This window comes from Amycolatopsis thermophila (assembly GCF_030814215.1).
GTDB classification, from domain to species: Bacteria; Actinomycetota; Actinomycetes; order Mycobacteriales; family Pseudonocardiaceae; genus Amycolatopsis_E; species Amycolatopsis_E thermophila.
This window is the reverse complement of the sequence record NZ_JAUSUT010000001.1, coordinates 6,371,023-6,396,640: the sequence shown is the minus strand read 5'-3', so window position 1 is coordinate 6,396,640 and position 25,618 is coordinate 6,371,023. Positions and strand designations below refer to the sequence as shown.

General features: G+C 72.3%; 24 protein-coding genes. 8 read left to right on the top strand and 16 right to left on the bottom strand.

The window, feature by feature from the left end; translation table 11 throughout:
* Positions 1 to 14: 14 nt before the first annotated feature.
* The 12 genes from FB470_RS31365 to FB470_RS31310 form a co-directional block, all read right to left on the bottom strand.
* Complete coding sequence (locus tag FB470_RS31365; protein WP_306997367.1) at positions 15 to 1,103, bottom strand: LLM class flavin-dependent oxidoreductase; 1,089 nt, start codon at positions 1,101 to 1,103, stop codon at positions 15 to 17.
* A gap of 35 nt (positions 1,104 to 1,138) precedes the next feature.
* Positions 1,139 to 1,564 carry a nuclear transport factor 2 family protein gene (locus FB470_RS31360; protein ID WP_306997364.1) on the bottom strand — a complete coding sequence of 142 codons (426 nt, stop codon included), beginning with the start codon at positions 1,562 to 1,564 and terminating at the stop codon, positions 1,139 to 1,141.
* 80 nt (positions 1,565 to 1,644) lie between these two features.
* Complete coding sequence (locus FB470_RS31355; RefSeq protein WP_306997362.1) at positions 1,645 to 2,400, bottom strand: SDR family NAD(P)-dependent oxidoreductase; 756 nt, start codon at positions 2,398 to 2,400, stop codon at positions 1,645 to 1,647.
* On the bottom strand, positions 2,397 to 3,197 hold the full coding sequence (locus tag FB470_RS31350) for an alpha/beta fold hydrolase (RefSeq protein ID WP_306997360.1): 801 nt from the start codon (positions 3,195 to 3,197) through the stop codon (positions 2,397 to 2,399). Before FB470_RS31350 ends, FB470_RS31355 begins: the two co-directional genes overlap by 4 nt.
* Positions 3,198 to 3,230: 33 nt before the next feature.
* Positions 3,231 to 4,349 (bottom strand): LLM class flavin-dependent oxidoreductase, encoded by a 1,119-nt coding sequence (locus tag FB470_RS31345; protein WP_306997358.1) that lies wholly within the window; start codon positions 4,347 to 4,349, stop codon positions 3,231 to 3,233.
* Complete coding sequence (locus FB470_RS31340; protein WP_306997356.1) at positions 4,346 to 5,941, bottom strand: long-chain fatty acid--CoA ligase; 1,596 nt, start codon at positions 5,939 to 5,941, stop codon at positions 4,346 to 4,348. Before FB470_RS31340 ends, FB470_RS31345 begins: the two co-directional genes overlap by 4 nt.
* Positions 5,938 to 6,972: an LLM class flavin-dependent oxidoreductase gene (locus tag FB470_RS31335; protein ID WP_306997354.1), complete on the bottom strand. Its 1,035-nt coding sequence runs from the start codon at positions 6,970 to 6,972 to the stop codon at positions 5,938 to 5,940. Before FB470_RS31335 ends, FB470_RS31340 begins: the two co-directional genes overlap by 4 nt.
* A gap of 147 nt (positions 6,973 to 7,119) precedes the next feature.
* The gene (locus FB470_RS31330) at positions 7,120 to 8,151 is read right to left on the bottom strand and encodes a phosphotransferase family protein (protein WP_306997353.1); all 1,032 of its coding nucleotides are present in this window, start codon (positions 8,149 to 8,151) and stop codon (positions 7,120 to 7,122) included.
* Positions 8,148 to 9,428 carry an acyl-CoA dehydrogenase family protein gene (locus tag FB470_RS31325; RefSeq protein WP_306997350.1) on the bottom strand — a complete coding sequence of 427 codons (1,281 nt, stop codon included), beginning with the start codon at positions 9,426 to 9,428 and terminating at the stop codon, positions 8,148 to 8,150. Before FB470_RS31325 ends, FB470_RS31330 begins: the two co-directional genes overlap by 4 nt.
* Positions 9,429 to 9,619: 191 nt before the next feature.
* On the bottom strand, positions 9,620 to 11,998 hold the full coding sequence (locus FB470_RS31320; RefSeq protein WP_306997347.1) for a glycoside hydrolase family 65 protein: 2,379 nt from the start codon (positions 11,996 to 11,998) through the stop codon (positions 9,620 to 9,622).
* A complete protein-coding gene (locus FB470_RS31315; protein ID WP_306997345.1) occupies positions 11,995 to 12,729 on the bottom strand; it encodes an HAD family hydrolase in 735 nt (244 codons plus the stop codon). Before FB470_RS31315 ends, FB470_RS31320 begins: the two co-directional genes overlap by 4 nt.
* 69 nt (positions 12,730 to 12,798) lie before the next feature.
* Positions 12,799 to 13,158: an ArsR/SmtB family transcription factor gene (locus tag FB470_RS31310; protein ID WP_306997343.1), complete on the bottom strand. Its 360-nt coding sequence runs from the start codon at positions 13,156 to 13,158 to the stop codon at positions 12,799 to 12,801.
* Between the two features lie 51 nt (positions 13,159 to 13,209).
* On the opposite strand from FB470_RS31310, the gene FB470_RS31305 reads away from it, so the two are divergent.
* Both FB470_RS31305 and FB470_RS31300 read left to right on the top strand, forming a co-directional pair.
* Positions 13,210 to 14,622 carry an amidase gene (locus tag FB470_RS31305; RefSeq protein ID WP_306997341.1) on the top strand — a complete coding sequence of 471 codons (1,413 nt, stop codon included), beginning with the start codon at positions 13,210 to 13,212 and terminating at the stop codon, positions 14,620 to 14,622.
* Complete coding sequence (locus FB470_RS31300) at positions 14,619 to 15,452, top strand: SCO6745 family protein (protein ID WP_306997340.1); 834 nt, start codon at positions 14,619 to 14,621, stop codon at positions 15,450 to 15,452. Before FB470_RS31305 ends, FB470_RS31300 begins: the two co-directional genes overlap by 4 nt.
* Before the next feature lie 49 nt (positions 15,453 to 15,501).
* Here FB470_RS31300 and FB470_RS31295 read toward each other — a convergent pair whose 3' ends face one another.
* From FB470_RS31295 to FB470_RS31285, 3 genes are all read right to left on the bottom strand, one after another.
* Positions 15,502 to 15,795, bottom strand: a complete 294-nt coding sequence (locus tag FB470_RS31295) for a DUF6480 family protein (protein ID WP_306997338.1) — start codon at positions 15,793 to 15,795, stop codon at positions 15,502 to 15,504.
* Positions 15,796 to 15,873: 78 nt separating this feature from the next.
* Positions 15,874 to 18,393 (bottom strand): ATP-dependent Clp protease ATP-binding subunit, encoded by a 2,520-nt coding sequence (locus tag FB470_RS31290; RefSeq protein ID WP_306997335.1) that lies wholly within the window; start codon positions 18,391 to 18,393, stop codon positions 15,874 to 15,876.
* Between the two features lie 137 nt (positions 18,394 to 18,530).
* Positions 18,531 to 19,325, bottom strand: coding sequence for a SigB/SigF/SigG family RNA polymerase sigma factor (locus FB470_RS31285; RefSeq protein ID WP_306999592.1), 795 nt, complete (start codon positions 19,323 to 19,325; stop codon positions 18,531 to 18,533).
* Positions 19,326 to 19,431: 106 nt separating this feature from the next.
* On the opposite strand from FB470_RS31285, the gene FB470_RS31280 reads away from it, so the two are divergent.
* The 3 genes from FB470_RS31280 to FB470_RS31270 all read left to right on the top strand — a co-directional run bounded on the left by FB470_RS31280 (position 19,432) and on the right by FB470_RS31270 (position 22,155).
* Positions 19,432 to 19,869 carry a DUF4383 domain-containing protein gene (locus FB470_RS31280; protein ID WP_306997333.1) on the top strand — a complete coding sequence of 146 codons (438 nt, stop codon included), beginning with the start codon at positions 19,432 to 19,434 and terminating at the stop codon, positions 19,867 to 19,869.
* A 235-nt stretch (positions 19,870 to 20,104) separates the two neighbouring features.
* Positions 20,105 to 20,929, top strand: coding sequence for a glycosyltransferase (locus FB470_RS31275; protein ID WP_306999590.1), 825 nt, complete (start codon positions 20,105 to 20,107; stop codon positions 20,927 to 20,929).
* Positions 20,926 to 22,155 (top strand): glycosyltransferase, encoded by a 1,230-nt coding sequence (locus FB470_RS31270; protein WP_306997331.1) that lies wholly within the window; start codon positions 20,926 to 20,928, stop codon positions 22,153 to 22,155. Before FB470_RS31275 ends, FB470_RS31270 begins: the two co-directional genes overlap by 4 nt.
* Positions 22,156 to 22,210: 55 nt before the next feature.
* Here the strand turns inward: FB470_RS31270 and FB470_RS31265 are convergent, their stop codons facing one another.
* Positions 22,211 to 23,077, bottom strand: coding sequence for a manganese catalase (locus tag FB470_RS31265; RefSeq protein ID WP_306997328.1), 867 nt, complete (start codon positions 23,075 to 23,077; stop codon positions 22,211 to 22,213).
* A gap of 134 nt (positions 23,078 to 23,211) precedes the next feature.
* On the opposite strand from FB470_RS31265, the gene FB470_RS31260 reads away from it, so the two are divergent.
* From FB470_RS31260 to FB470_RS31250, 3 genes are read left to right on the top strand one after another with little or no spacing between them, the layout of a single operon-like run.
* Positions 23,212 to 23,769 carry a MarR family winged helix-turn-helix transcriptional regulator gene (locus tag FB470_RS31260; RefSeq protein ID WP_306997325.1) on the top strand — a complete coding sequence of 186 codons (558 nt, stop codon included), beginning with the start codon at positions 23,212 to 23,214 and terminating at the stop codon, positions 23,767 to 23,769.
* A complete protein-coding gene (locus tag FB470_RS31255; protein WP_306997323.1) occupies positions 23,766 to 24,587 on the top strand; it encodes an EamA family transporter in 822 nt (273 codons plus the stop codon). The genes FB470_RS31260 and FB470_RS31255 overlap by 4 nt, the downstream gene beginning before the upstream one ends.
* Before the next feature lie 53 nt (positions 24,588 to 24,640).
* A complete protein-coding gene (locus FB470_RS31250) occupies positions 24,641 to 25,585 on the top strand; it encodes a UDP-glucuronic acid decarboxylase family protein (RefSeq protein WP_306997322.1) in 945 nt (314 codons plus the stop codon).
* The last annotated feature ends 33 nt before the right edge of the window (positions 25,586 to 25,618 follow it).

The following is a 25,618-nucleotide window of genomic DNA, read 5'->3' as shown; positions in this document are numbered from 1 at the left end:
GGACCGCACCGGGCTCACACCCCGGCCGGCGTGCGTGCCTTCATCTTGTGCAGCTCGGGCACGACCTTCTCGCCGAACAGCTTCATGCTGGCCTCCGCCTGGTCCAGGGGCAGGCCGCCGAAGCAGAACGCCGCGTTGGCCATGAAGTCGCCGATGAGCTCGCGGCGCTCGGCGTACTTGGCCACGATCTGCTCGGGCGTGCCGTAGGCGTTGGCCTCGACGTAGGCCTGCGCGGCGGCTTCCATGCCGGCCTCGCGGATCATGTCCGCACCGGCCTGGTAGGCCTCATAGCCTTTGGTCTCGCGCCAGTGCGAGCCGGCGAAGTCGTAGTGCTTGATGACCGACAGGAAGTACCGCGAGATGTGCTCCTGGGCGACCCGCTTCGCCTCGTCGGGGTCCTCGTGGCAGTAGACGAAGTCCTGCAGCAGCGGCGGCCCCGGCTCGGTCCCGTGCGCCTCGCGGTGCAGGTTGCGCCAGCGGGTGATCGCCTCGGCGTGCTTGGGGAAGTCGTACTGCATGAACGTCATCATCTGCGCGCCCAGGTGAGCCACGGCCGGGATGGAGTCGGGGGACATCGCGACGCCGAACAGACGGCCCTCCCACGAGTGCGGGCCCGGGGCGGGACGGATGTCGACCCGCGGCTGCCGGTAGAACGGGCCGTCGTTCTCCACGTGGCCGTTGCGCAGCCCGCGGATGATCATCTCGGCGGCCTCGTCGAACCGCCCGCGCGACTCGTTCATGTCGACGCGGAAGCCCTCGTACTCCATCTTCGCCAGGCCGCGGCCCATGCCGAACAGCACCCGGCCGTTCGACATGTGGTCGAGCATGACGACCTTCTCCACCACGCGCAGCGGGTCGTTCCAGGGCAGGATGACCGCTCCGGTGCCCAGCTTGATCCGCGACGTGCGGCCGGCGAGGTAGGCCATGATCTGCAGGTTGTCCGGGCACATCGAGTAGTCGTCGAAATGGTGCTCGGCCGACCAGACCGAGTCGAAGCCGTACTTCTCCGCGAGCACACCCATTTCCAGCTCGCGCGTGAACACCTCCTCGTCACTGACGTTTTCGAACCAGTTCTGGAAGACCAGCAGCATGCCGACGTCCATCGGGAATCTCCTCACTGATGAATTGATGGCGTCACTCACGGGGCCAGGAAGACCGCGCGGGTGTGTTCGGTGTCCAGGTACTCCTTGATGCTCTGGATGCGGCCGTCCCGCACCTCGAAGACGAAGTGGTAGAGGTTGTTGTAGACCCGGCCGTTGCGAAGCTCCGAATAGGACTCGGTCTCCACGGCGACCCGGTCGCCCTCGGCGGTCCAGGCCAGCGGCGTCAGCCTGATCGCACCGCTGACGGTCAGCGCGGACAGTCCGGCGAGCATTTCGCCGAATTCCTTCTTGTTCTTCGTCCCGGAGATTCCCTCCAGGGTCCCGGCGACCCACCAGGTGGCCGACTCGGACAGCAGCGACAGGATCTTCTCGACGTCACCCGTGGAGAAGACCTCCATGAACGACGCGACGATCTCCTTGTTCCGCTCCTCGACCGTCTGGGTCGCATTTCCGGCAGTCATGATCGGCTCCTCGTTGAACGCGTTCGCGCCGGATCGCACGTGCCTCCGACGCTAGTGACAGCCCGGGTGGGGGAGAACACTCACCGCGGCGGCTCGTTGGAGGGCGGCACAACACCGGACGGCCGGCCGCCCCCGAACGTGGCGAGCAGGCCGCCGTCCACCGGCACCGTCGCGCCGGTCATGTAGGTCGAGCGCGCGACCGCGGCGACCACGTCGGCGATCTCGCCCGGCGTGCCCGTCCGTCCGGCCGGGATGGTGTCGGTGATGCGGCGCCGCGCCTGCTCTGTCAGCCCGGCGGTCATGTCGGTGTCCACAAAGCCCGGCACGACGAGGTTGACCCGGATGCCGCGCGGGGCGAGCTCCACCGCCAGCACCTGCGTCATCCCGCTGAGCCCGGCCTTGGCCGAACCGTAGGCCACGTCGCCGGGGAAACCGCGCAGGCCCACGACCGCGCCGACGTTCACGATCGCCGCCCCGGGCCGCAGCACCGGCACCACGGCCCGGCAGACCTCGAACGCGCCGGTCAGGTTGGTCGCCAGGACCTCGTCCCACGCCTCCCGGCCGAGGGAGTCGATGCGGCCGCCGCAGTGCACGCCCGCGCTGTTGACGACCACGTCGATCGACCCGTACCGCTCCAGGACCGTCTCCACGCCGCGGCGGATCGACTCCGGGTCGGTCACGTCGGCCTTCACCTCGAGCACCCGGTCCGGGTGGGCGGGTGCGACGGCCGAGGCCGACCGGGAGAACGACGCGACCGGGTCACCGGCGCCGGCGACGTGGTCGACCACCGCGCGCCCGATACCCCGGGAGCCGCCGGTGACCAGCCACGTGCTCATCGGTTCAGGAAGCCGGTCAGTTCGGCCAGGTAGGTCTCGCGGTCCTCGAGGAACGGCGCGTGGCCGCACCCCGGGAAGGTGACGAGACGACCGTCGGCGCACAGCTCCACAGCGGCCTCCGCGCCGGAGAACGGCACGAACGCGTCCTCGGTGCCGTGCAGGGACAGCACCGGGACCTCGAGCGCTCCCAGAGCTTTGCGCTGGTCCACATCGGCCAGATCACGCAGGGACCCGTCGCCGCGCGGCCCCATCTCCAGGAACATGCCCCACAGCCAGGAGATCACCTGCGGGCTCACCGGTTTCGCGCAGACCGCGTCGGCGACGCCCTGCAAGGTCGTGGCTCGGTCGGCGGCCAGCCCGGCGAGCACGCCCTCGACGTCCTCGACGGTCCCGCCGTGCGGCCAGTCCGGTGCGGCCGTGTACCGGGGCGTGGCGCCGCCGGTCAGGACCAGCCCACCGGCCTTGCCGCCCAGGCGCGAAGCGGCCTCCACGGCGACCGCCCCGCCCAGCGACCAGCCGTTGATCACCGGGTTGCGCAACGACAACGCCTCGCACAGCCGCACGACGTCGCCGCCCAGTGCGCTGATCGACACGTCGGCGAAGTCGTTGTCGGACCGCCCGCAGGCGCGCTGATCGAGGATGACGACCTCGTTGCCGTTGTCCCGCAGGGCGGGGGCGACGGTGTCCCAGCACCGGCCGGTCGCGCCCCAGCCGTGCACGAGCACGATCGGCCTTCCTGGCCCGGGGTGGTGTTCGAAGTAGATCCGGCGGCTTCCTTCGACCTCGAGATGTGCCATTGTGTTTTCACCCTTCTCTCGTCAACTCACGTGTCACCAGACGGGGGCGACCTCGTCCCGCAGTGCGCGCGGCACGACCGGTGGCCGGTCCCGGAACAGCGGCATCACGTGCTCGGCGAACAGCTCCATCGAGCGCAGCACCTTGTCGTGGGCCAGGCCGCCGAACCGCATCCAGCAGATCAGGTGCTGCAGCCCCGTTTCCTGGTGCAGCGCGTCGATCTCGGTGGCCAGCCCGGCCGGGTCGCCGACGTAGACCACGCCGCTTTCGCGCAGCCCGTCCAGGGTCAGCCCGCCCGCCTCCTCCGACGCGGCCGCCAGCTCGGCGTACCGCTCGTAGGTCCGCGGCACGTCGGGCCCGCTCGGCACGAGGTCCAGGACGTTGCGGTAGTACCAGGACAGCGGGCCGGCGGCGTCCCGGACCGCCTCGCCGGTGGTCTCGGCCAGGTGGATCTGCCAGTTCATCGGGAAGTCCAGGGAGAGCGGGTCGCGCCCGCCCGCGATCAGCCTCCGCTTGATGTCCACCACCAGCCGGTTGAGTTCCGGCAGGGTCATCAGCGTGGGCGTGACGAGCAGGTTGCACCCCAGCGTGGCGACCAGGTCGAAGGTTTCCGGGCTGATCGAGGCCACGTACACCGGTGGGGTCGGACGCTGCACCGGCATCGGGTGGCAGGACACGCCGTCGATGTGGAAATGCCTGCCGTGGAAGAAGAACGGCTCGCCCGGCCGCCTGCTCCACAGTCCCCGGACGATCTCCAGCGCCTCCTCGAAGACCTCCCGGCTGACGGCCTGCCGGTCGCCCACGCCCATGTTGCGGAACTCGCCGGGCTGGTACCCGCGGCCCACCCCGAAGTCGAGCCGGCCGCCGGAGAGCACGTCGACCATCGCGTAGTCTTCGGCGACGCGCACCGGCCAGTCGAAGGTGAGGTTGCTGACCGCGATGCCGATCCGCATCCGTTCGGTGCGCTGGGCCACCGCCGCGGCGGCGACCTGCGGTGAGGGCATCGAGCCGTACTCGCTGCCGTGGTGCTCGGCCAGCCACACCTCGTCGAACCCGAGGTGTTCGGCGTAGCCGATCTGCGCGAGCATCTCGCGGTAGGCGCGGCTGAAGTCGTGGTCGGGGCACTCCAGCACGTAGAAGACGCCGAACCTCATGTCCGCCCCCGCACCTCGTCGAACAGGCCGCCGGCCACCTGGTCGCGCAGGGCGCGTTTGTCGATCTTGCCGACGCTGGTGCGGGGCAGCGCGTCGACGACGGCGATGCGATCCGGCAGCCACCACCGCGGCACCCGCTCGCGCAGCCAGGCCAGCAGGTCGGCCGGCTCGGCCACCGCGTCCGGGGCGGGGACGACGAGCGCGAACGGGCGTTCCTGCCAGCGCTCGTGCGCCACCGCGACCACGGCGGCCTCGCCGACCGCCGGGTGCGCGACCAGGGCCTGTTCGAGCGCGAGCGAGCTGATCCACTCGCCGCCGCTCTTGATCAGGTCCTTGGCCCGGTCGACGATCTCCAGGTAGCCGTCCGGGTCGATGGTGGCGATGTCGCCGGTGCGCAGCCAGCCGTCGGTGAAGCACTCCGGGTGCTCGTCGCGGAAGTAGGCGCTGGCCACCCACGGGCCGCGGACCAGCAGTTCGCCGCGGGCCACCCCGTCGTGCGGCTGGTCCCGCCCCTCGTCGCCGACCAGCCGCCACCGCAGGCCCGGCAGCAGCCTGCCCTGTTTGCGGATCTGCCGGCGGCGGGCGGTCGCGTCGTGTTCGGAGGAGGGCAGCGGACGGGAGAAGGTGCCCATCGGGGAGACCTCCGTCATGCCCCAGCCCTGGAAGACCGGGACGCGCAGCCGTTCCTCGAGCTCGCGCACCAGGTCCTCCGACGGCGGCGACCCGCCGAGCACGAGTGCGCGGAGGCTGTCCAGGCCGGTGCCGGCGGCGGTCGCCTCCCGCATCAGGTCGACCGCGACCGTGGGCACCATGCCGGTGTAGGTGACCCGCTCGGTGGCGATGATCCGCGCCAGGTCGGCCGGGGCGGGGTGCGGTCCGGGCAGGACCTGGGAGGCACCGGACATCAGGGCGGCGAAGGGGATGCCCCAGGCGTTGGCGTGGAACATCGGCACGACGTGCAGGACCGTGTCGCGTTCGCTGATCGCGTGCCCGTCGGCCAGGCAGGCGGCGAAGGTGTGCAGGTACAGCGCCCGGTGCGAGTAGCCCACGCCCTTCGGGAAGCCGGTGGTGCCGGAGGTGTAGCACAGGGCGGCCAGGTCGTCCTCGGCCACCGGGGGCGGGTCGGTCAGCGGCGGGGCCGCCTCGATGAGCGCCTCGTAGTCCAGCACCCCGGGCCCCGCGCCGTCCGTGCCCACCACCAGCATGTCCGGCCGGTCCGCCCGCGCCTGCTCCAGGGCGGCCAGCAGGGAGGTGTCGGCGACGACGACGCGATCGTCGGCGTGACCGAGGATGTAGGCGATCTCCCCGGGTTCCAGGCGCAGGTTGACGGTGTGCAGCACGGCACCGGCCAGCGGCACGGCGAGGTACAGCTCGAGGTGGCGGTGGTGGTTCCAGGCGAGCGTGGCGACGCGGTCACCCGGCCGTATCCCGAGCTCGCGCAGGGCTCCGGCGAGCCGCAGCACGCGGTCGTGGTAGTCGCGGTAGGTGTAGCGGTGCGCCGTCTCACCACCCCGGTACTGCACGATCTCCCGCCCGGGGAAGAACTCCCGTGCGCGGTGCAGGAAGTCCGTCACCAGCAGCGGGGTGCTCACGGCGCCGCCTCGACGGCGAGGCGCTGCCGCACCTCCGGGATCACCTTGGACGCCAGCAGCTCCACCCGGGCCGAACCGCTGTCCACCGGCTCCCCGGGCAGCTGCGCCCAGAAGTGGACGTCCTTGATCTGCGGGCGTTCCCGCAGCAACGTGGTGAGCTCGTCGACGGCGGTCGCCGGATCCCACAGCTGGAACGCGCCCGCGGCGACGATCTGGTCCGCGTCGGCGAACACCGGAACCTCCTCCGGCGGCCCGAACGCACCCCACGAGATGTAGTTGTTGAGCTGGTACAGGGCGTGCTGCCCGATCCGGGCCCACTCCCGTTCCGGGTCCTCGGCGATCACCGCCCACTGCCCGGCGAAGATCTCACCGGCTTCCCGCGGCTTCCCCACCCGCTCCAGTGCGTCCAGATAGGACGGCTGGTGGGCGTTCTGGGTGCTGAGGAATCCGTCGCCGATCCGGGCCGCCCGCTCGATCGCCGGGGCGGCCATCGCGCCGACCAGCAGTTTCGGGGCCCGCTCGGGAACCGGGGTCACGCGGACGGCGGGCAGCCGGAACCGCTTGCCCTCGAACGGTTCGTCCGATCCGGACCAGGCCCGGCGGATCAGCGCGACGCTTTCCTCGAGCAGGCTGGGACGGTTGCGCACGGTGCGCCCGAACGCGGCGAACTCCGGTGCCCAGTAGCCCTGGCCGACGCCGAGGTCGAACCGGCCACCGGTGAGCAGGGAGATCGTCGCCGCGTCCTCGGCGAGACGGACCGGGTTGTGCAGCGGCGCGACGATGAGGTTCGTCCCGATCCGCATCGTGCTCGTCCGCTCGCCGATCGCCGCGGCGAGTGTGAACGGCGAGGGCGTGTACCCGTCGTCGCAGAAGTGGTGCTCGGTCAGCCACACCGACCCGATGCCGAGGCTTTCCGCCCAGGCGATCTGGTCGAGCGCCTCCCGGTAGAGGGTGCTGAAGGGGCGGTGCCACTGCGGCGGGTTGCGGAAGTCGTACCAGAGGCCGAAGGTGCGTTCGCGCTGATCGTTCACGTCGTCTCCTTTGTCGACGTTCCTCCTGCGCCGACCATGCCGGAGCGCAGAGGTGCGCGACCAGAGCCGCGCGAGCGGGGTGTTGTCGGAAACTCCAGATCCAGGGCGTGTGGACAGTGGCTTGCGGGGCGGGGCGCGTAGCGGAACCTAGCCGCGCAGGCCGGCGAGGGTCGCAGCTTCCTCGAGCAGCGCCGGTACGTCGTGTTCGAGCGCCCGCGCGTAGGGCGTGTCCAGCTCGCCCGCCAGGTGCTGCGACCAGGCGGCCTCCACGATGGTGGCGAGCTTGAAGAACGCCAGGCACTGGTAGTACTCGATGTGCTCGGCAGGTCGCCCGGTGGCGGCCTCGTACCGGGCCAGCAGGTGGTCCCGGCCCGGCGCGCCGGGCGTGCGGGAGACGGCCTGGATGGCCGGCATCGCGGGCCGGGCGATCGGGCGCGGACCCCAGAAGGCGAGCAGCAGACCGAGGTCCAGCAGCGGATCGCCGATGGTGGCCATCTCCCAGTCGATCACCGCCCGCAGCCGCGGTTCCCGCACCGACACCAGGCAGTTGTCGAGATGGAAGTCGCCGTGCAGCAGGGCCGGCGGCGAGCCGGGCGGGCGGTTGCCCTCGAGCCATTCCGCGACCTCGTCCATCGCGGGCAGGGGACGCCGGGCGATGGCCGTCCACTGGCGATGCCAGCGCGGCACCTGCCGGGCCAGGAACCCCTCGGGTCGCCCGAAGCCGTCCAGGCCCACCGCCTGCCAGTCCAGGAGGTGCACGGCCGCGAGCGCGTCGACCATCGCGTCGGCCAGGCGGATGACCGCGTCCTCCTGGCCGGCGTAGGCGGCGGGCAGCTCGCCGGTGACCGACACCGCGTCCGGAACGTGCTCCATCACCAGGAAGGGCGCCATCGGCACCGCCGGGTCCTCGCACAGCACCACCGGCCGCGGTGCCGGGACACCGGATCCGGCCAGCGCGGTCAGCACCCGGTGCTCGCGGGCGACGCTGTGCGCCGACGCCGACAGCGCGTGCCGCGGTGGTCTGCGCAACACGTACCGGGCCTCGCCGCAGGCGAGCAGGCAGGTTTCGTTGGAGTTGCCGCCCGCCAGCCGGCGTAGCTCCCAGGGCCCGCCGCGCCCGGTGTGCTCGGTGAGCCAGCGGGCGAGCGTCCGGTCCAGCAGCTGGGCGGGCGCGTTCACCGGGCCGCCAGTGCGAGTTCGAGGTGATCGCGGAACCGTTCCAGCGCCGCCGCCCGCCGGGTGGGGACGTGCTCGGTGGGCACCGGCACCGGCTGGTAGCCCTTGAGCAGCCGGCGGGCCACGGTGACGCGGTGCACCTCGTCGGGGCCGTCGTAGATCCGGGCCGCCCGCGCCCACCGGTACATCTGCTCCAGCGGCATGTCGGTGGAGAACCCGAGCGAGCCGTGCACCTGGATGGCGCGGTCGATCACGTCGTGCAGCACGGTCGCGCCGTGGTACTTGATCATCGCGATCTCGGTGCGGGCCGCCGACGCGCCCACCTGGTCGATCTTCCACGCGGTGTGCAGCGTGAGCAGCCGGGCGGACTCGATCGCGGCCGCGCAGTCGGCCACCCAGTTCTGCACCGTCTGCTTCTCCGCGAGCGGCCCGCCGTGGACGCTGATGCTCACCGCCCGCTCGCAGAGCATGTCGAACGCCCGCCGGCACACGCCGATCCAGCGCATGCAATGGTGGATCCGGCCGGGACCGAGCCGCTTCTGGGCGAGCGCGAACGCCTCGCCGCGCGCGCCGAGCAGGTTCTCCGCCGGTACCCGCACGTCCTGGTAGGCGACCTCGCAGTGCGACCACACCGGGTTGCGGTGGTCCGGGTCGTTCATCAGCCCCAGCTCGCGGGTCTCGATCCCGGGCACGTCCGCCGGCACGATCAACATGGACATCCGGTGGTGCGGTGGCGCGTCCGGCTCGGTGACGGCCATGACGATGTGGAAGTCGGCGCGGGAGGCGTTGCCGACGAACCACTTCCGCCCGGTGAGCACCCATTCGCCGCCCTCGAGCCGGGCGGACGTGGTGAACTGGCGCGGATCGGATCCGGTGCCCTGCTCGGTCATCGAGAACGCGCTCAGCAGCCGGCCCTCCAGCAGGGGGTGCATCCACCGTTGCCGTTGCTCGTCGGTGCCGGCGATGGCGAGCAGTTCGGCGTTGCCGGAGTCCGGCGCCTGGCACCCGAACACGTACGGCGCCAGCTCGCTGGTGCCGAGGATCTCGTGCAGCAGGCCCAGGCGCAACTGACCGTAGCCCTGGCCACCGAGGTCTGGCCCGAGGTGGGCGGCCCACAAGCCGTGCTCCTTGACCTGCCGCTGCAGCGGCGCGGCGAGCCGCCGGAACTCGGTGTGGTCGAGGTCGAGCACCTCCAGCGGGTAGATCTCGTCGCGGACGAAGCCGCGCGCCCAGTCCAGTTTCGCCTCGAATTCGGGTTCGGTGGAGAAGTCCCAGGTCATCTCAGTCCTCTTCGGCTGATGTCGCGTCCGAGGGTCCGTGCGGACGCGACACCAACGCTAGGAACCGGCGGCCGGCGCGGGCCAGATCCGGCCACGCGTGCCGTTGTGGGATTCCACAGCCGCCGGCCCGGGAGGCCGGACCGGGACCGGTCGCGGGGTCAGCCCGGACCGGCGGGGCGGCCGGCCCCGCCTCACCTCGGGGCGAGGTTGCGCCGCACGCGCTCCGGGTCCCGGTGGGCCGGCGCGCGGCCGCTCGGCTGGCGGGGCACCGGCCCGGGGTCGATCGCGGGGATGGGCAGCGTCACGGGGCGCTCGCGGACCGACAGCGGCTCGCCGTGGTGCCTGATCTCCACCGGCTTGCCCGCCAGCAGCCGGTAGGTCGCCGACTCGCGGTGGATCTCCACCGCGAACCGGCTCTCCCGGAAGCACATCCGGAACTGGATGCGGTCCAACGCGGACGGCAGCCGCGGCGCGAAGGTGAGCTTGCCGTCGTGGTCGCGCATCCCGCCGAAACCCGCCACCACGCTCATCCACGCCCCGGCCAGCGAGGCCATGTGCAGTCCGTTGCGGACGTTGTTGTGCACGTCGTGCAGATCGGTCAGCGCCGCCTCGCCCAGGTAGTCGTAGGCCAGGTCGAGGTGCCCCACCTCGGCCGCGATCACCGACTGCGTGCCCGCCGACAACGACGAGTCGCGCACCGTCCGCGCCTCGTAGTAGGCGAAGTTGCGCTGCTTCTCCTGGAGTGTGAACGCGTCCCCGCGCAGGTGCAGCGCCAGGACCAGGTCCGCCTGCTTGACCACCTGCTTGCGGTACAGGTCGAAGTACGGGTAGTGCAGCAGCAGGGGGTAGTTCTCCCGCGGGGTCCCGGCGAAGTCCCAGTCGACGTGCTCGGTGAAGCCCTCCGACTGCGGGTGCACCCCGAGCTCCTCGTTGTAGGGCACGTACATCGATTCCGCGGCCTGGCGCCAGGTCCCGAGCTCGGATTCGTCCACACCGAACAGTGACGCGACATCCGGCACGCGCTCGCACGCCGCCGCCGCCTCGCGGAGGTTCCGCTGCGCCATCAGGTTCGTGTACACGTTGTTGTCCGCGACCGCCGAGTACTCGTCCGGCCCGGTCACGCCGTCGATGCGGAACCGCCCGTGCCGGTCGAAGTGCCCCAGCGACATCCACAGGCGGGCGGTCTCCAGCAGCAGCTCGGTGCCGCACTGGCGCTCGAACTCCGCGTCGTTCGTGGCCCAGTAGTAGCGGGCCACGGCGTCGGCGATGTCGGCGCTGACGTGGAACGCCGCCGTCCCCGCCGGCCAGTACGCCGAACACTCCGCGCCGTTGATCGACCGCCACGGGAAGGCCGCCCCGCGCAACCCGAGCGTTCGCGCCCGTTCGCGCGCCTTCGGCAAGGTGGAATGCCGCCACCGCAACGCGTCCCGGGCCGCTTCCGGCACGCTGTAGGTCAGCACCGGCAGCACGAACGACTCGGTGTCCCAGAACGCGTGGCCGTCGTAACCCGGCCCGGTCAGGCCCTTGCCGGGAATCGCGCGGCTTTCACCCCGCGCCCCGGCCTGCAGGATGTGGAACAGCGCGAACCGGGTCGCCTGCTGCAGTTCCGGATCGCCGTCGATCTCGACGTCGGCGGTCTCCCAGAAGTCGTCCAGGAACGCGCGCTGCTCGGCCAGCAGCCCGTCCCACCCGGTCTGCAACGCCCCGGCCAGCGCGGCGTGGACCTGGGCGCGCAGGGCCGGCACCGACCGCTGCGCGGACCACCCGTACCCGACGTACTTCGTCAGCCGCAGCACGCCGCCCTGCGGCACGTCCACGGCGACGGTCAGCCGGGCGAGGTCCTCCTCGACGATCATGTCGGTGCGCAGCCCGTCCGGGGATTCGATCTGGTGGTCCATCGCCGCGGCCAGCCGCAGCCCGGACCGCCTCGTCTGGTGCACCAGGACCGCGCGGTAGTCGTCGGCCATGAAGAACTCCGACTCCAGCGGCGACTGCAGCGCCGCCGCCACCCGCGGGTCCTTGCTGTCGAACTCGATCGGCTCGTTGGCCAGCAGGTCGGACTGCAGCACCAGCTGCATCTTCCCGTCCAGCGGCTGGACCTCGTACCGGATCGCCACGACCGCGCGCTGTGTGAACGACACCAGCCGCTGCGTGCGCACCCGCACGTGACGGCCCGTCGGCGACGACCACTCGGTCTCCCGGCTCAGGGTGCCCGAACGGAAGTCCAGCACCCGCTCGTGCGAGGTCGCGGTGCCGTAGCGCATGTCGAACGGCTCGTCCTCCACCAGCAGGCGGATGATCTTGCCGTCGGTGACGTTGACGATCGTCTGCCCGGCCTCCGGGTAGCCGTACCCGGCCTCGGCGTAGGGCAGCTCGTGCTCCTCGTAGAAGCCGTTGAGGTAGGTGCCGGGCAGGCCGCGCGGCTCACCTTCCTCGAGGGTGCCGCGCAGGCCGATGTGCCCGTTGGACAGGGCGAAGGTCGACTCGGTGCGCTGCAGCTGGTCGACCGCGAGACCGCGCCACCGCAGCTCCCACGGCGCGCACTCGTAGCCGCGCGTGATCGGGTTCATCCGTTGTCCCCCAGCAGTTCCGCGAGATCGTCCACCACCACGTCGGCGCCGTGCTCGCGCAGCGCCTCGGCCTGGTTCGCCCGGTTCACGCCGACCACGAACCCGAACTTCCCGGCCCGCCCGGCCTCGACCCCGGCCAGCGCGTCCTCGAACACCGCCGCCCGCGCCGGTGCCACGCCCAGCGCCTGCGCCCCGGCCAGGAACGAGTCGGGGGCCGGTTTGCCGCGCAGGCCCCGCCCGGTGATGACCAGCCCGTCGATGCGGGCCTGCACGAACGGGGTGAACCCGGCGGCGTCCAGCACGGCCTGCGCGTTCGCCGACGAGGTGACCACCGCGATCGCCAGCCCGGCGTCGCGCGCGGCCTCCAGGTAGCGCCGCGAGCCGTCGTAGGGGTTGGGGCCGCGCTCGTCGATGATCCGCAGCACGAGGTGGTTCTTGCGGTTGCCGAGCCCGTTGACCGTGTGCTCGGTCACCGCGTCGTCCGGCTCGCCCTCGGGCAGGCTGATGCCGCGCGCGGACAGGAACGTGCGGACCCCGTCCAGCCGTGGCCGCCCGTCCACGTAGTTGGCGTAGTCGGCGTCGGTGAACGGGCTGAAGCCGTCCCCGTCCCGTTCACGCAGGAACTCGTCGAACGTCTTCTTCCAGGCTTCCCGGTGCAGCGCGGCGGTGCCGGTGAGGACACCGTCCAGATCGAACAAGCACGCGGTGATGCCGTCGGGCAACCCGATCATGTCTGCACCGTACCCGCCAACGGCGGGGCGTGCCGTCCACCCGGACCGTATAACGACCTATACGGCGCGTCAGTGGGGCGCGGCGCCGGGGTGCGGGCGGACGTGGTGGATCAGGTCGTGGACGGTCGCGTCCGCCAGCCGGTACCGCACGATCCGCCCGGTGCGGTGCGCGGTGACCAGACCGTGGGCCCGCAGCAGCCGCAACGCCTGCGACACCGCGGTGTCGGTCATGCCCGCCACCATCGCCAGGTCCGACACGCAGATCTCGCGCGCGTAGTGGATGCACACCAGCAGCGTCAGCCGCGACGGGTCGGCCAGGAGCGAGAACCGCCCGGCCCACTCGCGCACCACGCCGGGGTCGCCGAGACCGCTCGCCGCCGCCTCGACGGCCGGGCCGTCGATCGCCCGTCGCTCCGCCGCACCCGCCACTCCGGCATCGTCTCACCGAACCTGGCGGGGGGAGCTGGCAGGATCATCCTCGTGACCGACATCTGCTTCCTGTCCGCCCGCGAGCTGCGTGCCGCGCTGGGTGCCCGCGACGTGTCCGCCCGCGAGGTCGTCGAGGCGCACCTGCGGCGGATCGAACGCGTCAACCCGGAGGTGAACGCGGTCGTCACGCTGGTGGCCGAGCAGGCCCTCGCCGACGCAGCCGCGGCCGACGAGCGCGCCGCGCGGGGTGCGGAACTGCCGCCGCTGCACGGGATCCCGGTCGCGCACAAGGACACGCACGAGACAGCCGGCATCCGCACGACCTTCGGCTCGCCCCTGCACGCCGACTACGTGCCCCGGCGCGACGAGCTGGTGATCGAGCGGATGCGGGCCGCCGGGGTGATCACGCTCGGCAAGACGAACGTGCCGGAATTCGCCGCCGGTTCGCACACCTTCAACCCGGTCTTCGGCGCCACGCGCAACCCCTACGACCCGGCCCGGTCGGCGGGTGGGAGCAGCGGAGGCGCGGCGGCCGCTCTCGCCTGCGGCATGCACCCGCTGGCCGACGGCAGCGACCTCGGTGGTTCGCTGCGCAACCCGGCGTCGTTCTGCAACGTCGTCGGCTTCCGGCCGTCCACCGGGCGCGTGCCGTCGTGGCCGGCGCCGCTGGGGTGGACCGGTCTGGGCACCGCGGGCCCGATGGCCCGCACGGTCGCCGACGCCGCGCTGCTGCTGTCGGTGCTCGCCGGCCCGGATCCGCGCTCGCCGATCGCCCTGGACGAGCCGGGGGAGGTGTTCGCGCGGCCGCTCGACCGGGACGTGCGCGGGCTGCGGGTGGCGTGGTCACCGGATCTGGGTGGCCTGCCGGTGGAGCCCGAAGTGGCGCAGGTGGTCGAGGCGTCGGCGCGGGTGCTGGCGGACCTGGGCTGTGCGGTGGAGCGCGCTTGCCCGGACTTCAGCGGGGCCGACGAGGCGTTCCGGATCCTGCGGGCGTGGCAGTTCGCGGTGACGTTCGGGCCGCTGCTGGAGACCTCGCGGGACCGGCTCAAGGAGAGCATCGTGTGGAACACCGAGGAGGGGCTGCGGCTGTCCGGTACCGATGTCGGGCGCGCCGAAGTGCTGCGCACGGAGCTGTTCCACCGCGTGCGGGAGTTCTTCGGGCGCTACGACTTCCTGCTGCTGCCGGTCAGCCAGGTGCCGCCGTTCGACGCGGCGCTGGAGTACCCGTCGCGGGTCGCCGGGGTGGAGATGGAGACCTACCTGGACTGGATGCGCTCGGCCTACTACGTCACGGTCACCGGTTCGCCCGCGCTGTCGGTGCCCGCCGGGTTCACGCCGGGCGGGCTGCCGGTGGGGCTGCAGATCGTCGGGCCGCACCGGGCGGATTTCGCCGTGCTACAGCTGGGGCACGCGTTCGAGCAGGCCACGCAGGTGGCGCAGAAGCATCCGGAGGTGGCGGTATGACAGCGGGACGGGCGCGGGCGCTGTGGGTGGTGCTGGAAACGCTGCACGACGTCACGTACTTCGCGCCGCAGGCGCGGGCGGCGCACGAGGCCGCCGGGCTGCGCGGGTTCTGGCGCGGCTACGTCGGGACGCGGGCGGCGCCGCTGGGGGCCGCGGGGCTGGGCGCGGTCACAGCGGTGTTCTACAACTTCGCGCCGTCGTTCCTGGCGCGTTCGGTGCCCGCGATCTGGGAGACCGTCCCGCCGGAACAGGCGCTGGCGGCGCGCAGCGCCGGCGCGGTCGCCGCGTTGCGGGAGCAGGTGGGGGAGGTGCCCGCGGAGGCGCTCGCGGTGCTGCGGCGGGTGGTGGAGGCGGTGGACTGGGCGGGCCGGCCGCTGGGCGCCGCGAACGCCGCGCTGCCCTGGCCGGACGAGCCGCTCGCCGCGCTGTGGCAGGCGGCGACGACGTTGCGGGAGCACCGCGGGGACGGGCACGTGGCGGTGCTGGCGGCCGAGGGGATCGACGGCCTGGAGGCGCACGCCCTGCGCGACGCGGCGGACGGCAGCCGGAGCGTCGTGGCGCCGAACCGCGGCTGGACGGACGCCGAATGGACCGCGGCGCGGGAGCGGCTGAGGGCGAGGGGGCTCATCGGCCCGGACGGCCTCACCTCGCGGGGCGCCGACCTGCGCACCCACATCGAGCAGCGCACGGACGAACTGGCGGCCGCCCCCTACGCGGCGGCGAGCGAGGAGGAACTGGCCGCGCTCGACGCCCTGCTCCGCCCCGTGGCGCGCGGGCTCGTCCCGGCGCCGGTGCCGCACCCCAACCCCGTGGGGGCGCCGACGCCGTGACCGGCGCGAGGGGCTCGCACCAGTAGCGGCCCGGGGCCGCGCCGTGGGGTCAGAACTGCAGCCAGCCCACCGCGGAGGCGATGATCAGCGCGGCGATCAGCACCGCGAGCACCACCGCGATCACGATCGTCACCACCGGCATCGCCTTCGGAGGTTTCTGCTGGTGGTGCGACAGGCCGGACGTCTGGCCCGAGTCGGGCGGCGTGTCGCCGGGTGCGACGCCTCCGCCGGGTTCCAGTCCGGGCGTGGTGGCCGGGTCCGGGTCGGGCGGGGTGTCGCCCGGCACGACGCCACCGCGCTCCCTTCCGGGTGTGCGGTCGGACCGGGGATCGGGACTGCTCATCGGACTCACCCTCCAACTGGGGCCGGGGTAGTCAGGACTACCCGCCGGCCGCGGCCGGCACGCCAGGAAGCGCCCGGCTCAGCCGCCCACCGACGCCGACACGTCGAACGACAGCCCCTTGTCGCCGGCGCCGATCCGCACCCGGCAGCCGGGACGCAACTCGCCGCGCAGCATCATCCGGGACAGCGGGTTGTCGACCTCGCGCTGGATCGTGCGCCGCATCGGGCGCGCACCGAACTCCGGCTGGTAGCCGGCCCGCGCCAGCCACGCCACCGCCTCGGGCGTGAACTCCAGCGTGATGTCCTGCGCGTGCGCGCGCCGCTTCGTCTGCTCCAGCATCAGCTCGGTGATCCGCTCCAGCTGCCGGGCCTCCAGCTTCCGGAACACGATGATCTCGTCGATCCGGTTCAGGAACTCCGGCCGGAACGACTCCCGCAGCCGCCGCATCAACCGGTCCCGCAACGGCCCCTCGCCGCCGGTCTCGCGCGCGGGGGCGAACCCCAGCGCGCCCTGCGTGCTGCTCGCGATCAGCTCGGAACCGATGTTGCTCGTCATGATCAGCACCGTGTTGGTGAAGTTCACCGTGCGCCCGCGGCCGTCGGTCAGCCGCCCGTCCTCGAGGACCTGCAGCAGCACGTTGAAGATCTCCGGGTGCGCCTTCTCGATCTCGTCGAACAGCACCACCGAGTACGGGCGCCGCCGCACCGCCTCGGTCAGCTGGCCGGCCTCCTCGTACCCCACGTAGCCGGGGGGTGCGCCGATCAGCCTGCTGACCGTGTGCCGCTCGCCGTACTCGGACATGTCGAGCCGGATCATCCGCTCCTCGTCCCCGAACAGCGCGGACGCCAGGGCCCGCGCCAGCTCGGTCTTGCCGACCCCGGTCGGCCCCAGGAACAGGAAACTGCCGTAGGGCCGGCCGGGCGGCGCGAACCCGGCCCGCGACCGCCGCACCGCCTCGGCCACCGCGTCCACGGCCTCCTCCTGCCCGATGACCCGCTCGTGCAGGTGCTCCTCGAGCCGCAGCAGCCGGTCGCGCTCGTCCTCGGTGAGCTGGCTGACCGGCACCCCGGTCAGGCGGGAGATGACCTCGGCGATGTCCTCCGGCGTCACCTCGAGCACGCCGCTGGACAGCCCCCCGGTGTCGGCGGAGCGCAGCTGCTCCCGCAGCTCGGCGATCTCGTCGCGCAGCGTCGAGGCGCGTTCGAAGTTCTCTTCGGCGACGGCCTGGTCCTTGTCGCGGGACAGTTCCTCCAGCCGGTCCTGCATCTCGCGCACGTCGTTGGGACGGCGGCCCGACCGCAGCCGCACCCGCGCGCCGGCCTGGTCGATCAGGTCGATCGCCTTGTCCGGCAGGAACCGGTCGGTCAGGTAACGATCGGACAGCTCCGCCGCCGCGGCCAGCGCCTCGTCGGTGAAGCGGACCTGGTGGTGCGCCTCGTACCGGTCGCGCAGCCCGTGCAGGATCGCGATGGTGTCGGCGACCGAGGGCTCGGGCACCAGGATCGGCTGGAAGCGCCGCTCCAGCGCCGGGTCGTTCTCGATGTGCTGCCGGTACTCGTCCAGCGTGGTCGCGCCGACGATGTGCAGCTCGCCGCGCGCCAGCGCGGGCTTGAGCATGTTCCCCGCGCCCATCGACCCCTCCGACGCGCCCGCGCCGACCACGGTGTGCAGCTCGTCGATGAACACGATCAGCTGGTCGCGGTGGCGGCGGATCTCGTCGAGCAGGGTGGTCATGCGCTCCTCGAAGTCGCCGCGGTAGCGGGTGCCGGCGACCATCGCGGTCAGGTCGAGGCGCACCACCTTGCGGCGGGCGAGCAGGTCGGGCACGTCGCCGTCGGAGATGCGCTGCGCCAGTCCCTCGACGATCGCCGTCTTGCCGACGCCCGGCTCGCCGATCAGCACCGGGTTGTTCTTGGTGCGCCGGGACAGCACCTCGATGGTCTGCTCGATCTCGGTGTCCCGCCCGACGACCGGGTCGATGTTGCCCTCCTGCGCCTCCTCGGTCAGGTCGCGGCCGTACTGGTCGAGCGTCGGGGTGTCGGTGCGCACCTGCTGCCGTTGGTCCGGGCGGCCGCGCGCGGGGCCGGGCGGCCCGGCGCCCTGGAAGGCCTCGGGGGTGACCCCGGCCTGGGCGAGGATGCGCCCGGCCGCGGAGTCCGGGTTGGCCACCAGCCCGAGCAGCAGGTGCTGGGGGCCGATGTAGCTGGAGCCGAGGGTGCGGGCGATGCCGTGTGCGTCCAGCAGGGCCCGCTTGGCGCCCGGGGCGAGCATCGCGGGCGTGCTGCGTTTCCCGGTGCCGCCGCTGTGGCGGTCGATCTCGCGGGCGATCTCGTCCGGTTTGGCCCCGGCGCTTTCCAGCAGGTGGCGCGTCGGCGAAGCCTGGGTGGCCGCCCACAGCAGCTGTTCGGTGTCGACGTCGCCGCGGCCCTGCTCGGCGGCCTTCTCGGCGGCGCGCGCGACCAGCTCCCTGGCCTGGTCGGACATCAGTCGGGTGATGTCGACCGCGTTCGGCCGCCTGCTGGGCACGGCGTTGCCGAAGAACTGCGCCAGGAACTGGTCGAACGGACTGCCGGGCCCGCCCCCGAAAAAGCCGGTCATCTCCAGGTCGCTCCTCAAGCCGGGTATCGCGTCAGGTGTGGCTCCGGGCGCGCTCGGTCGTCCACTTCGGACGGTTCGCGCGCCGGGGCCGGGCACCGTGCTCGGCTACCCGTGTGCGGGCGGGGCGAAACGACGCGTCAGGGCTCTTCGGTGAGCTTGTCCCGCAGCTGCTGCAGGGTTTGCGCGAGCAGGCGCGACACGTGCATCTGGGAGATCCCCACCCGCTTGGCGATCTGGGTCTGCGTCATGTTCCCGAAGAACCGGAGCATGAGGATCGTGCGCTCGCGCGGGGCCAGCTCGCGCAGCAGCGGTTGCAGGGCCTCGTGGTTCTCCACGGTCTCGATGCCGTAGTCCTCTTCGCCGAGGGTGTCGGCCAGTGAGGCGGCCTCGTCGTCCTCACCGGCGGGTTTGTCGACGGAGACGGCGTAGTAGGCGTTGCCCGCCTGCAGTCCCTCGCTGACCTCGTCGGGAGTCAGGTCCAGCTCGCGCGCGATCTCGGTGGGCGTGGGCGCGCGGCCCAGGCGCTGGCCGAGCTCGTTGCTGGCCTGCCCGATCTGCAGGTGCAGTTCCTTGAGCCGCCGGGGAACCCGCACCGACCAGCTCGCGTCCCGGAAGTGGCGGCGTACCTCACCCATGATCGTCGGCACGGCGAAGGACAGGAAGTCGGTGCCCCGGTCGGGTTCGAACCGGTCGACGGCGTTGATCAGGCCGACGCGCGCGACCTGCAGCAGGTCCTCGTAGGCCTCGCCGCGCCCGCTGAACCGGCGCGCGATGTGCTCGGCCACCGACAGGTACTGGGTGACCAGGGCGGTGCGGAGCCGTTCCCGGCGCGGGTCGTCCGGCGCGGCGGCAGCCAGGTCGGCGAAGGTGGGCGTGTCGTCACCTGAGGATTCGTTGTCCTCGACGGTGCCCGCGAGGCGCGTCTCAGTCAACGTCCCCATACCCCCCGCTGCCTCGTGCCGACCTGGTCATGGCCCGGACTACCCCGTCGCGCCGTTCGCCACACCTGGTTGCCTCCCGCGCCGCCGGGGAACACCGGTGACCACGAGTCCGATCAAGGAGGTCCGCAACATGGCTGAGCACACGACGGGGCGGGCGCCGCTGGCCCAGGGTTTCGCGCTGCTGGTGGGCGTGGTGTTCCTGGTGCTGGGGATCGCGGGGTTCGCCACGTCCGGGGAGCTGCTCGGATTCCACACCGGGACACTGCTCGACGTGGTGCGCACCGCTGTCGGGGTGCTCGCGCTGAGCGCGGCGCGCAGGGGTCCGTCCGCCCGGATCATCGGGCTGGTGGTCTTCTTCGGACTGCTGGGCGTCACGGTGTGGGGCCTGCTGTCGGCGGGCACCGGCGATCCGGCGGACGTGCGGCGCATCTTCGACCCGAGCTGGGCGGACAACGCCCTGCACGCCGTCGTCGCCGTGCTCGGGCTGGTGATCTTCCTGATCCCCGCCCGGACGAGGAAAGCCGAACGAGTGTGATCATCACCGACAGTAGCAGTGCTGCGTAGCGTGTTTAGTTCCTCTGCCAGGGTGAAAGAACTTCTCCATGAGACGGGCAGAGGACGATCCGCTGCGGATCCTGCTGTGGCACGTGCACGGGTCGTGGACCAGTTCGTTCGTGCGCGGGGGGCACGAGTACCTCCTTCCGCGACTGCCGGAGGGCGGCCCCTGGGGCCTGGGCCGTGGTGGCCGGGACTGGCCGGGCGCCCGGGAGATGGGCCCGGACGAGCTGCGCGATGCCGGCATCGACGTGGTCGTCCTCCAGCGCCCGGACGAGATCGAGCTGACCGAGCGGTGGACCGGGCGACGGCCCGGCCGGGACGTGCCCGCGGTGTTCGTCGAGCACAACACACCGACCGGTGACGTGCCGCGCACACGGCACCCGCTGGCCGGCCAGGACGCGATCCCGCTGGTGCACGTCACCCATTTCAACCACCTGATCTGGGATTCCGGCCGGGCGCCCGCCACGGTCATCGAGCACGGCGTGGTCGACCCGGGCGAGCTCTACACCGGGGAAGAGGCGGCCGTCGGGCTCGTGATGAACGAGCCGGTGCGGCGCGGCCGGGCGGTGGGCACCGACCTGCTGCCGGCGTTCGCCGAGGCCGCCCCGCTGCACGTGTGGGGCATCGGCGTGGAGAAGCTCGCGGAGCACTTCGCCCTGGGGGAGCGCCTGCGGGTGCGGGGCGACCTCGGCCAGGACGCGCTGCACGCGGGGCTGGCCCGGTGCCGGGTGTACGTGCACACGCCCCGCTGGACGTCGCTGGGCCTGTCGCTGATCGAGGCGATGCACCTGGGGATGCCGGTGGTGGCGGTGGCCAGCACCGAAGCGTCGCGTGCGGTACCCCCCGAGGCGGGCTTCGTCTCGGCGGATGTGAACGAGCTGGTGCGAGCGGTCCGGGACCTGGTGGCCGATCCCGAACTCGCGCACCGGATGGGCAAGCAGGCGCGCGAGCACGCGCTCGCGCGCTACGGCCTGGACGGGTTTCTGCGGAACTGGGACGTCCTGCTCGGCCGGGTGACGAGTGGAGGTAGCGCATGAAGATCTCGATGGTGTCGGAGCACGCCAACCCACTGGCCGTGCTGGGCGAGGTGGACGCGGGCGGGCAGAACCTGCACGTCGCGGAGCTGTCGGCGGCGTTGTGCCGCCAGGGCCACGACGTCACCGTCTACACCCGGCGGGACGATCCGGCGCAGCCGGAGGAGGTGCGCGCGCCGGGCGGGTACCGGGTCGTGCACGTGCCCGCGGGACCGGCCGAGTACGTGCCCAAGGACGAGCTGCTGCCGCACATGACCGAGTTCGGCCGCTACCTGGCGCGGGCGTGGGCGCGCGAGTCGCCCGACGTGGTGCACGCGCACTTCTGGATGTCGGGTCTGGCGTCGCTGCTGGCCACGCGCGGCACCGACCTCCCCGTGGTCCAGACCTTCCATGCGCTCGGCGTGGTCAAGAAGCGCTACCAGGGTGCCGCGGACACCAGCCCGGCCGAGCGGGTGCAGCTGGAACGGCTGATCGGCAAGCACGCCTCGCGGGTGGCCGCCACCTGTTCCGACGAGGTGTTCGAGCTGGCGCGCATGGGGCTGCCGCGGTCGCGGATGTCGGTGGCGCCGTGCGGGGTGGACCTCGAGCGGTTCACGCCGGACGGGGAGGTGGCACCGCGCGGGAACCTGCACCGGATCGTGAGCGTCGGCAGGCTGGTGCCGCGCAAGGGTTTCGCGACGGCGATCACCGCGCTGCCCGCCGTGCCGGGCGCCGAGCTGGTCATCGCGGGCGGTCCCGAGCGGGGGCGGCTGGCCGACGACCCGGAGGCGCGGCGCCTGCTGGAGCTGGCCGAGCGGGTCGGGGTCGCCGACCGCGTGCGGCTGATGGGGCAGGTGTCCCGCGACGAGATGCCGGCACTGCTGCGCTCGGCGGACCTGGTCGTGTGCACGCCGTGGTACGAGCCGTTCGGGATCGTGCCGCTGGAGGCCATGGCGTGCGGCGTCCCGGTGGTGGCGGCCGCGGTCGGCGGCCTGATCGACACCGTGGTCGACGGCGTCACCGGTGAACTGGTGCCGCCGCAGCGGCCCGAGGTGCTCGCGGCGACCCTGCGCCGTCTGCTGGGTGACCCGGCCCAGCGCGAGGCCTACGGCATCGCCGGCTGCGACCGGGCCCGGTCGCGGTACTCGTGGGACCGCATCGCGATCGACGTGCTGCGCATCTACGAAAAGACGCTGGGGGACAAGGTTCCGGCCGGCGTCGCGGCCGACGCCGCGATCAGCCAGGCCTGAGCACACCCGGGAACAGGCCCCTCGGGAGCGATCCCGAGGGGCCTGTTCGCACACCTCAGGTGAGCTTGTTGACCGCGGACTGGGCCTTGCCCTTGACCGTGCCCACAGCGTCCTGGGTGGGCGAATACGTGCCGTAGAGCCGGGGGTCGGGTTTGGGCGCGCTGCCGGGGCCGCCGAGGGGCTGGGGGTCCATGAGGTAGTCGATGCGGTCTTCGCCGCTGGACCAGGAGCCCTTGTTGCCGTCGGGGCCGTCGGAGAGGTGCCAGATGGTGTTGTTGTGGGTCTGGTCCTCCTCGTCGAGCAGGGCGTTGGGGGCGATGTCGGATTCGAGGCCGTCGGCCTGGAGTTCTTCGATGGCGCGCAGCCACTGTTTCTGGTGGACGGTGTCGCGGGCGAGGTTGAACTTGAGCATGTCCTTCACGCCCGGGTCGTCGGTCATGTTGTAGAGCCGGGCGGTCTGCAGGCGGCCCTGGGCCTCGGCGGCGGCGTTGGCGCGGAAGTCGGCCAGCAGGTTGCCCGAGGCGACGATGTACTTGCCGTTCCACGGGGTGCCGTTGGAGTCGGCGGGCAGTGCGCCGCCGCCGCCGACGATGGCCTGCTGGGGGTCCATGCCGCCGAGCACGGCGGCCATCACCGGGTCCTTGGCGGCCTCGGCGGTGGCGGTGGCGGGGGCGCCCTCGAGCAGGCGGGCGACCATGGTGGCCAGCATTTCCACGTGACCGATCTCCTCGGTCGCGGTGTCCATGATCAGGTCCTTGTACTTGCCCTCGATGCGGCAGTTCCAGCCCTGGAACAGGTACTGCATGGTCACCGTCATCTCGCCGAACGCGCCGCCGATCAGTTCCTGCAGTTTCCGTGCGAAATAGGGGTCCGGACGTTCCGGCTTCGCCTCGAACTGCAGCAGTTTCGTGTGTCGGAACACAGAGATCTCCTTGGGAAACGAAGGAAAGGTGCTTGAGTACGCGTACGCAAGCGGGGGCTTCCCCGGCGGGGGCGGGTTATTCGTGTTCACTTCCCCGGTTTGCGAATTCCGGCCGGGTGCACTATGCATGAGTCATGCATGATGAACGCCTGGCAAACCTGCTGGGGGCGCTGGCGCTGACGGTCAACGATCTCGCGCTGGCCGACGCCACCGCGGCGGCGGGCACGAGCGCGAGCGGCTCGGCGGCGCTGGTCGTGCTGTCCACGGCGCCCGGCCTGTCGGTGACCGAGCTGGGGCGGCGGGTAGGGCTCAGCCAGCCCGCGGCCGCGCGCATGGTGGACGGGCTGGAGGGGCGGGGCCTGGTCGAGCGGCGGCCGACGCTCACCCGGTCGGTGGCGGTGCACCTGACGGCCGCGGGCGCGGGCGCGGCGTCCCGCATCCTGGGCGAACGCGGCGGCCGGCTCGGCACGCTCACCGCGGCGCTCGACCCGCGGGAGCGGAAGCTGTTCGCGGACCTGGCCGGCAAGCTCCTCGCGGCGGCCTACGAGCAACTCCCGGAAGCCGACCGCCTGTGCCGGCTGTGCGACCGGGCCGCCTGCGTCGCGCAGGGGCAGGTGTGCCCGGTCGGGGCGGCCTGCCGGGCCCGGGAGGCCGCCGATGAGCCGCGCCACCGGCACCGGGGTGACCGATGACCGGTGAGTTGCTCGCCCTCGCCTCGGCCGGGTGTTTCGGCGTCACCCACTTCGTCAACGGCGTCGTGGCGCGCCGGGCGCCCGGCCTGACCGTGTCGCTCTACGCGCAGCTCGGTGGCACGGTCGTCACCCTGCTCGTGGCGCTCTTCTGGTCGCACCCGGGCACCGGCGGCCTCCTCTGGGGCGCTCTCTCCGGGGCCGGCACCGGCATTGGCGTCGGGTTCCTCTACCGGGCCATGAGCCGCGACGCGCTGAGCGTCGTCGTGCCGGTCAGTGACGTCGGCGCGGTCGCGCTGCCGGTCCTCGCCGGGCTCGCCGTCCTGGGTGAACGGCCCTCCCCGGCGGCGATCGCCGGCATCGTGCTCGCCCTGCCCGCGATCTGGCTCGTCTCCGGCGGCGGGCGTCCGGGCGGGCCGGGCGTCCGGGACGCGCTCATCGCCGGCACCGGGTTCGCGCTCCAGTTCCTCGCCATGAAACCCGTGCCGCTCGACGCGGGGTTGTGGCCGATCGGGGTCAGCCGTGCCGCCTCCGTCGCCGTCATCCTGCCGCTCGTGCTCACCACCCGCAGCGCCCTCGCGCTGCGGCCGCGCCTGGCGTGGCCGGCGGCCGCCGCGGGCGCGCTCGGCAGCGTCGCCATCGTCCTCTACTGGGTGGCCACCCACCAGCAGCTGCTCGCCGTCGCCACCGTGCTCGCCGCGCTCTACCCGGCGATCCCGGTCGTGCTGGCATTGCTCTTCCTGGGTGAACGCCTCACCCGGAGGCAGACGGTCGGTATCTGCGGGGCGGCCGCCGCCCTGGCGCTGCTCGCCCTCGCGTAGGAAGTAGTCCCTCCGTAGCGTTTCGAAGTGACTCCGCCGGGTAGGAGAAGTGCATGCGCGAGCATGCCGTCGTCACGGGAGGAGCGGGCTTCGTCGGCTCCCACGTGTGCGACCGCCTGCTCGCTGCCGGTGCCGACGTCACCTGTGTCGACAACTTCTCCACCGGCGACGCCGGCAACATCGCCCACCTGAAAACCGAGCCGCGGTTCCGCTTCGTCGAGGCCGACGTCTCCCGTGGCTTCGACGTGCCGGGCCCGGTCGACCTGGTGATGCACCTGGCCAGCCCCGCCTCGCCCCGTGACTACGAGCGCCTGCCGGTGGAGACCCTGCAGACCGGTGCCGCGGGCACCAACCACGCGCTGGACCTGGCGCAGGCGCACGGTGCCCGGTTCGTGCTCACCTCGACCAGCGAGGTGTACGGGGACCCGCGGCAGCATCCGCAGCGCGAGACCTACTGGGGCAACGTCAACCCGGTCGGCCCGCGCAGCGTCTACGACGAGGCGAAACGCTACGCCGAGGCCCTCACGACGGCCTACCGCCGGGCAAGGGGCGTGAACACGGGCATCGCGCGCCTGTTCAACACCTACGGTCCGCGCATGCGTGCCGACGATGGGCGAGCGATCCCCACCTTCATCCGGCAGATCCTCACCGGCGAGCCGGTCACCGTCGCCGGTGCGGGCACCCAGACCCGCTCCCTGTGCTTTGTGGACGACACGGTCGCGGGCCTGCTGGCGCTGGCTGAGAGCGATTTCCCCGGCCCGGTGAACCTGGGCAACCCGCGCGAGCTGGAGATCCGCGAGCTCGTGGACGAGATCCAGCGGCTGGCCGGGACGAGCGTGCCGGTGCGCCACATTCCCGCCCCGGTGGACGATCCGCAACGACGCTGCCCCGATATCGGCCTCGCGCAACGGGAGTTGGGCTGGCAGCCGCGGGTGGAACTGCACGACGGCCTGCGCCGGACCCTCGAGTGGTTCGCCACCCGTCTCAGTCCCGTTTAGACGCGGAGTAGCAGGGGTAGCGCTAAGTAGCAG

Coding starts and splice junctions, on each gene's coding strand:
- FB470_RS31365 (WP_306997367.1), bottom strand. CDS start 1,103: ATGGACGTCGGCATGCTGCTGGTCTTCCAGAACTGGTTCGAAAACGTC.
- FB470_RS31360 (WP_306997364.1), bottom strand. CDS start 1,564: ATGACTGCCGGAAATGCGACCCAGACGGTCGAGGAGCGGAACAAGGAG.
- FB470_RS31355 (WP_306997362.1), bottom strand. CDS start 2,400: ATGAGCACGTGGCTGGTCACCGGCGGCTCCCGGGGTATCGGGCGCGCG.
- FB470_RS31350 (WP_306997360.1), bottom strand. CDS start 3,197: ATGGCACATCTCGAGGTCGAAGGAAGCCGCCGGATCTACTTCGAACAC.
- FB470_RS31345 (WP_306997358.1), bottom strand. CDS start 4,349: ATGAGGTTCGGCGTCTTCTACGTGCTGGAGTGCCCCGACCACGACTTC.
- FB470_RS31325 (WP_306997350.1), bottom strand. CDS start 9,428: ATGACCTGGGACTTCTCCACCGAACCCGAATTCGAGGCGAAACTGGAC.
- FB470_RS31320 (WP_306997347.1), bottom strand. CDS start 11,998: ATGAACCCGATCACGCGCGGCTACGAGTGCGCGCCGTGGGAGCTGCGG.
- FB470_RS31315 (WP_306997345.1), bottom strand. CDS start 12,729: ATGATCGGGTTGCCCGACGGCATCACCGCGTGCTTGTTCGATCTGGAC.
- FB470_RS31300 (WP_306997340.1), top strand. CDS start 14,619: ATGACAGCGGGACGGGCGCGGGCGCTGTGGGTGGTGCTGGAAACGCTG.
- FB470_RS31295 (WP_306997338.1), bottom strand. CDS start 15,795: ATGAGCAGTCCCGATCCCCGGTCCGACCGCACACCCGGAAGGGAGCGC.
- FB470_RS31290 (WP_306997335.1), bottom strand. CDS start 18,393: ATGACCGGCTTTTTCGGGGGCGGGCCCGGCAGTCCGTTCGACCAGTTC.
- FB470_RS31275 (WP_306999590.1), top strand. CDS start 20,105: ATGGGCCCGGACGAGCTGCGCGATGCCGGCATCGACGTGGTCGTCCTC.
- FB470_RS31270 (WP_306997331.1), top strand. CDS start 20,926: ATGAAGATCTCGATGGTGTCGGAGCACGCCAACCCACTGGCCGTGCTG.
- FB470_RS31260 (WP_306997325.1), top strand. CDS start 23,212: ATGCATGATGAACGCCTGGCAAACCTGCTGGGGGCGCTGGCGCTGACG.
- FB470_RS31255 (WP_306997323.1), top strand. CDS start 23,766: ATGACCGGTGAGTTGCTCGCCCTCGCCTCGGCCGGGTGTTTCGGCGTC.
- FB470_RS31250 (WP_306997322.1), top strand. CDS start 24,641: ATGCGCGAGCATGCCGTCGTCACGGGAGGAGCGGGCTTCGTCGGCTCC.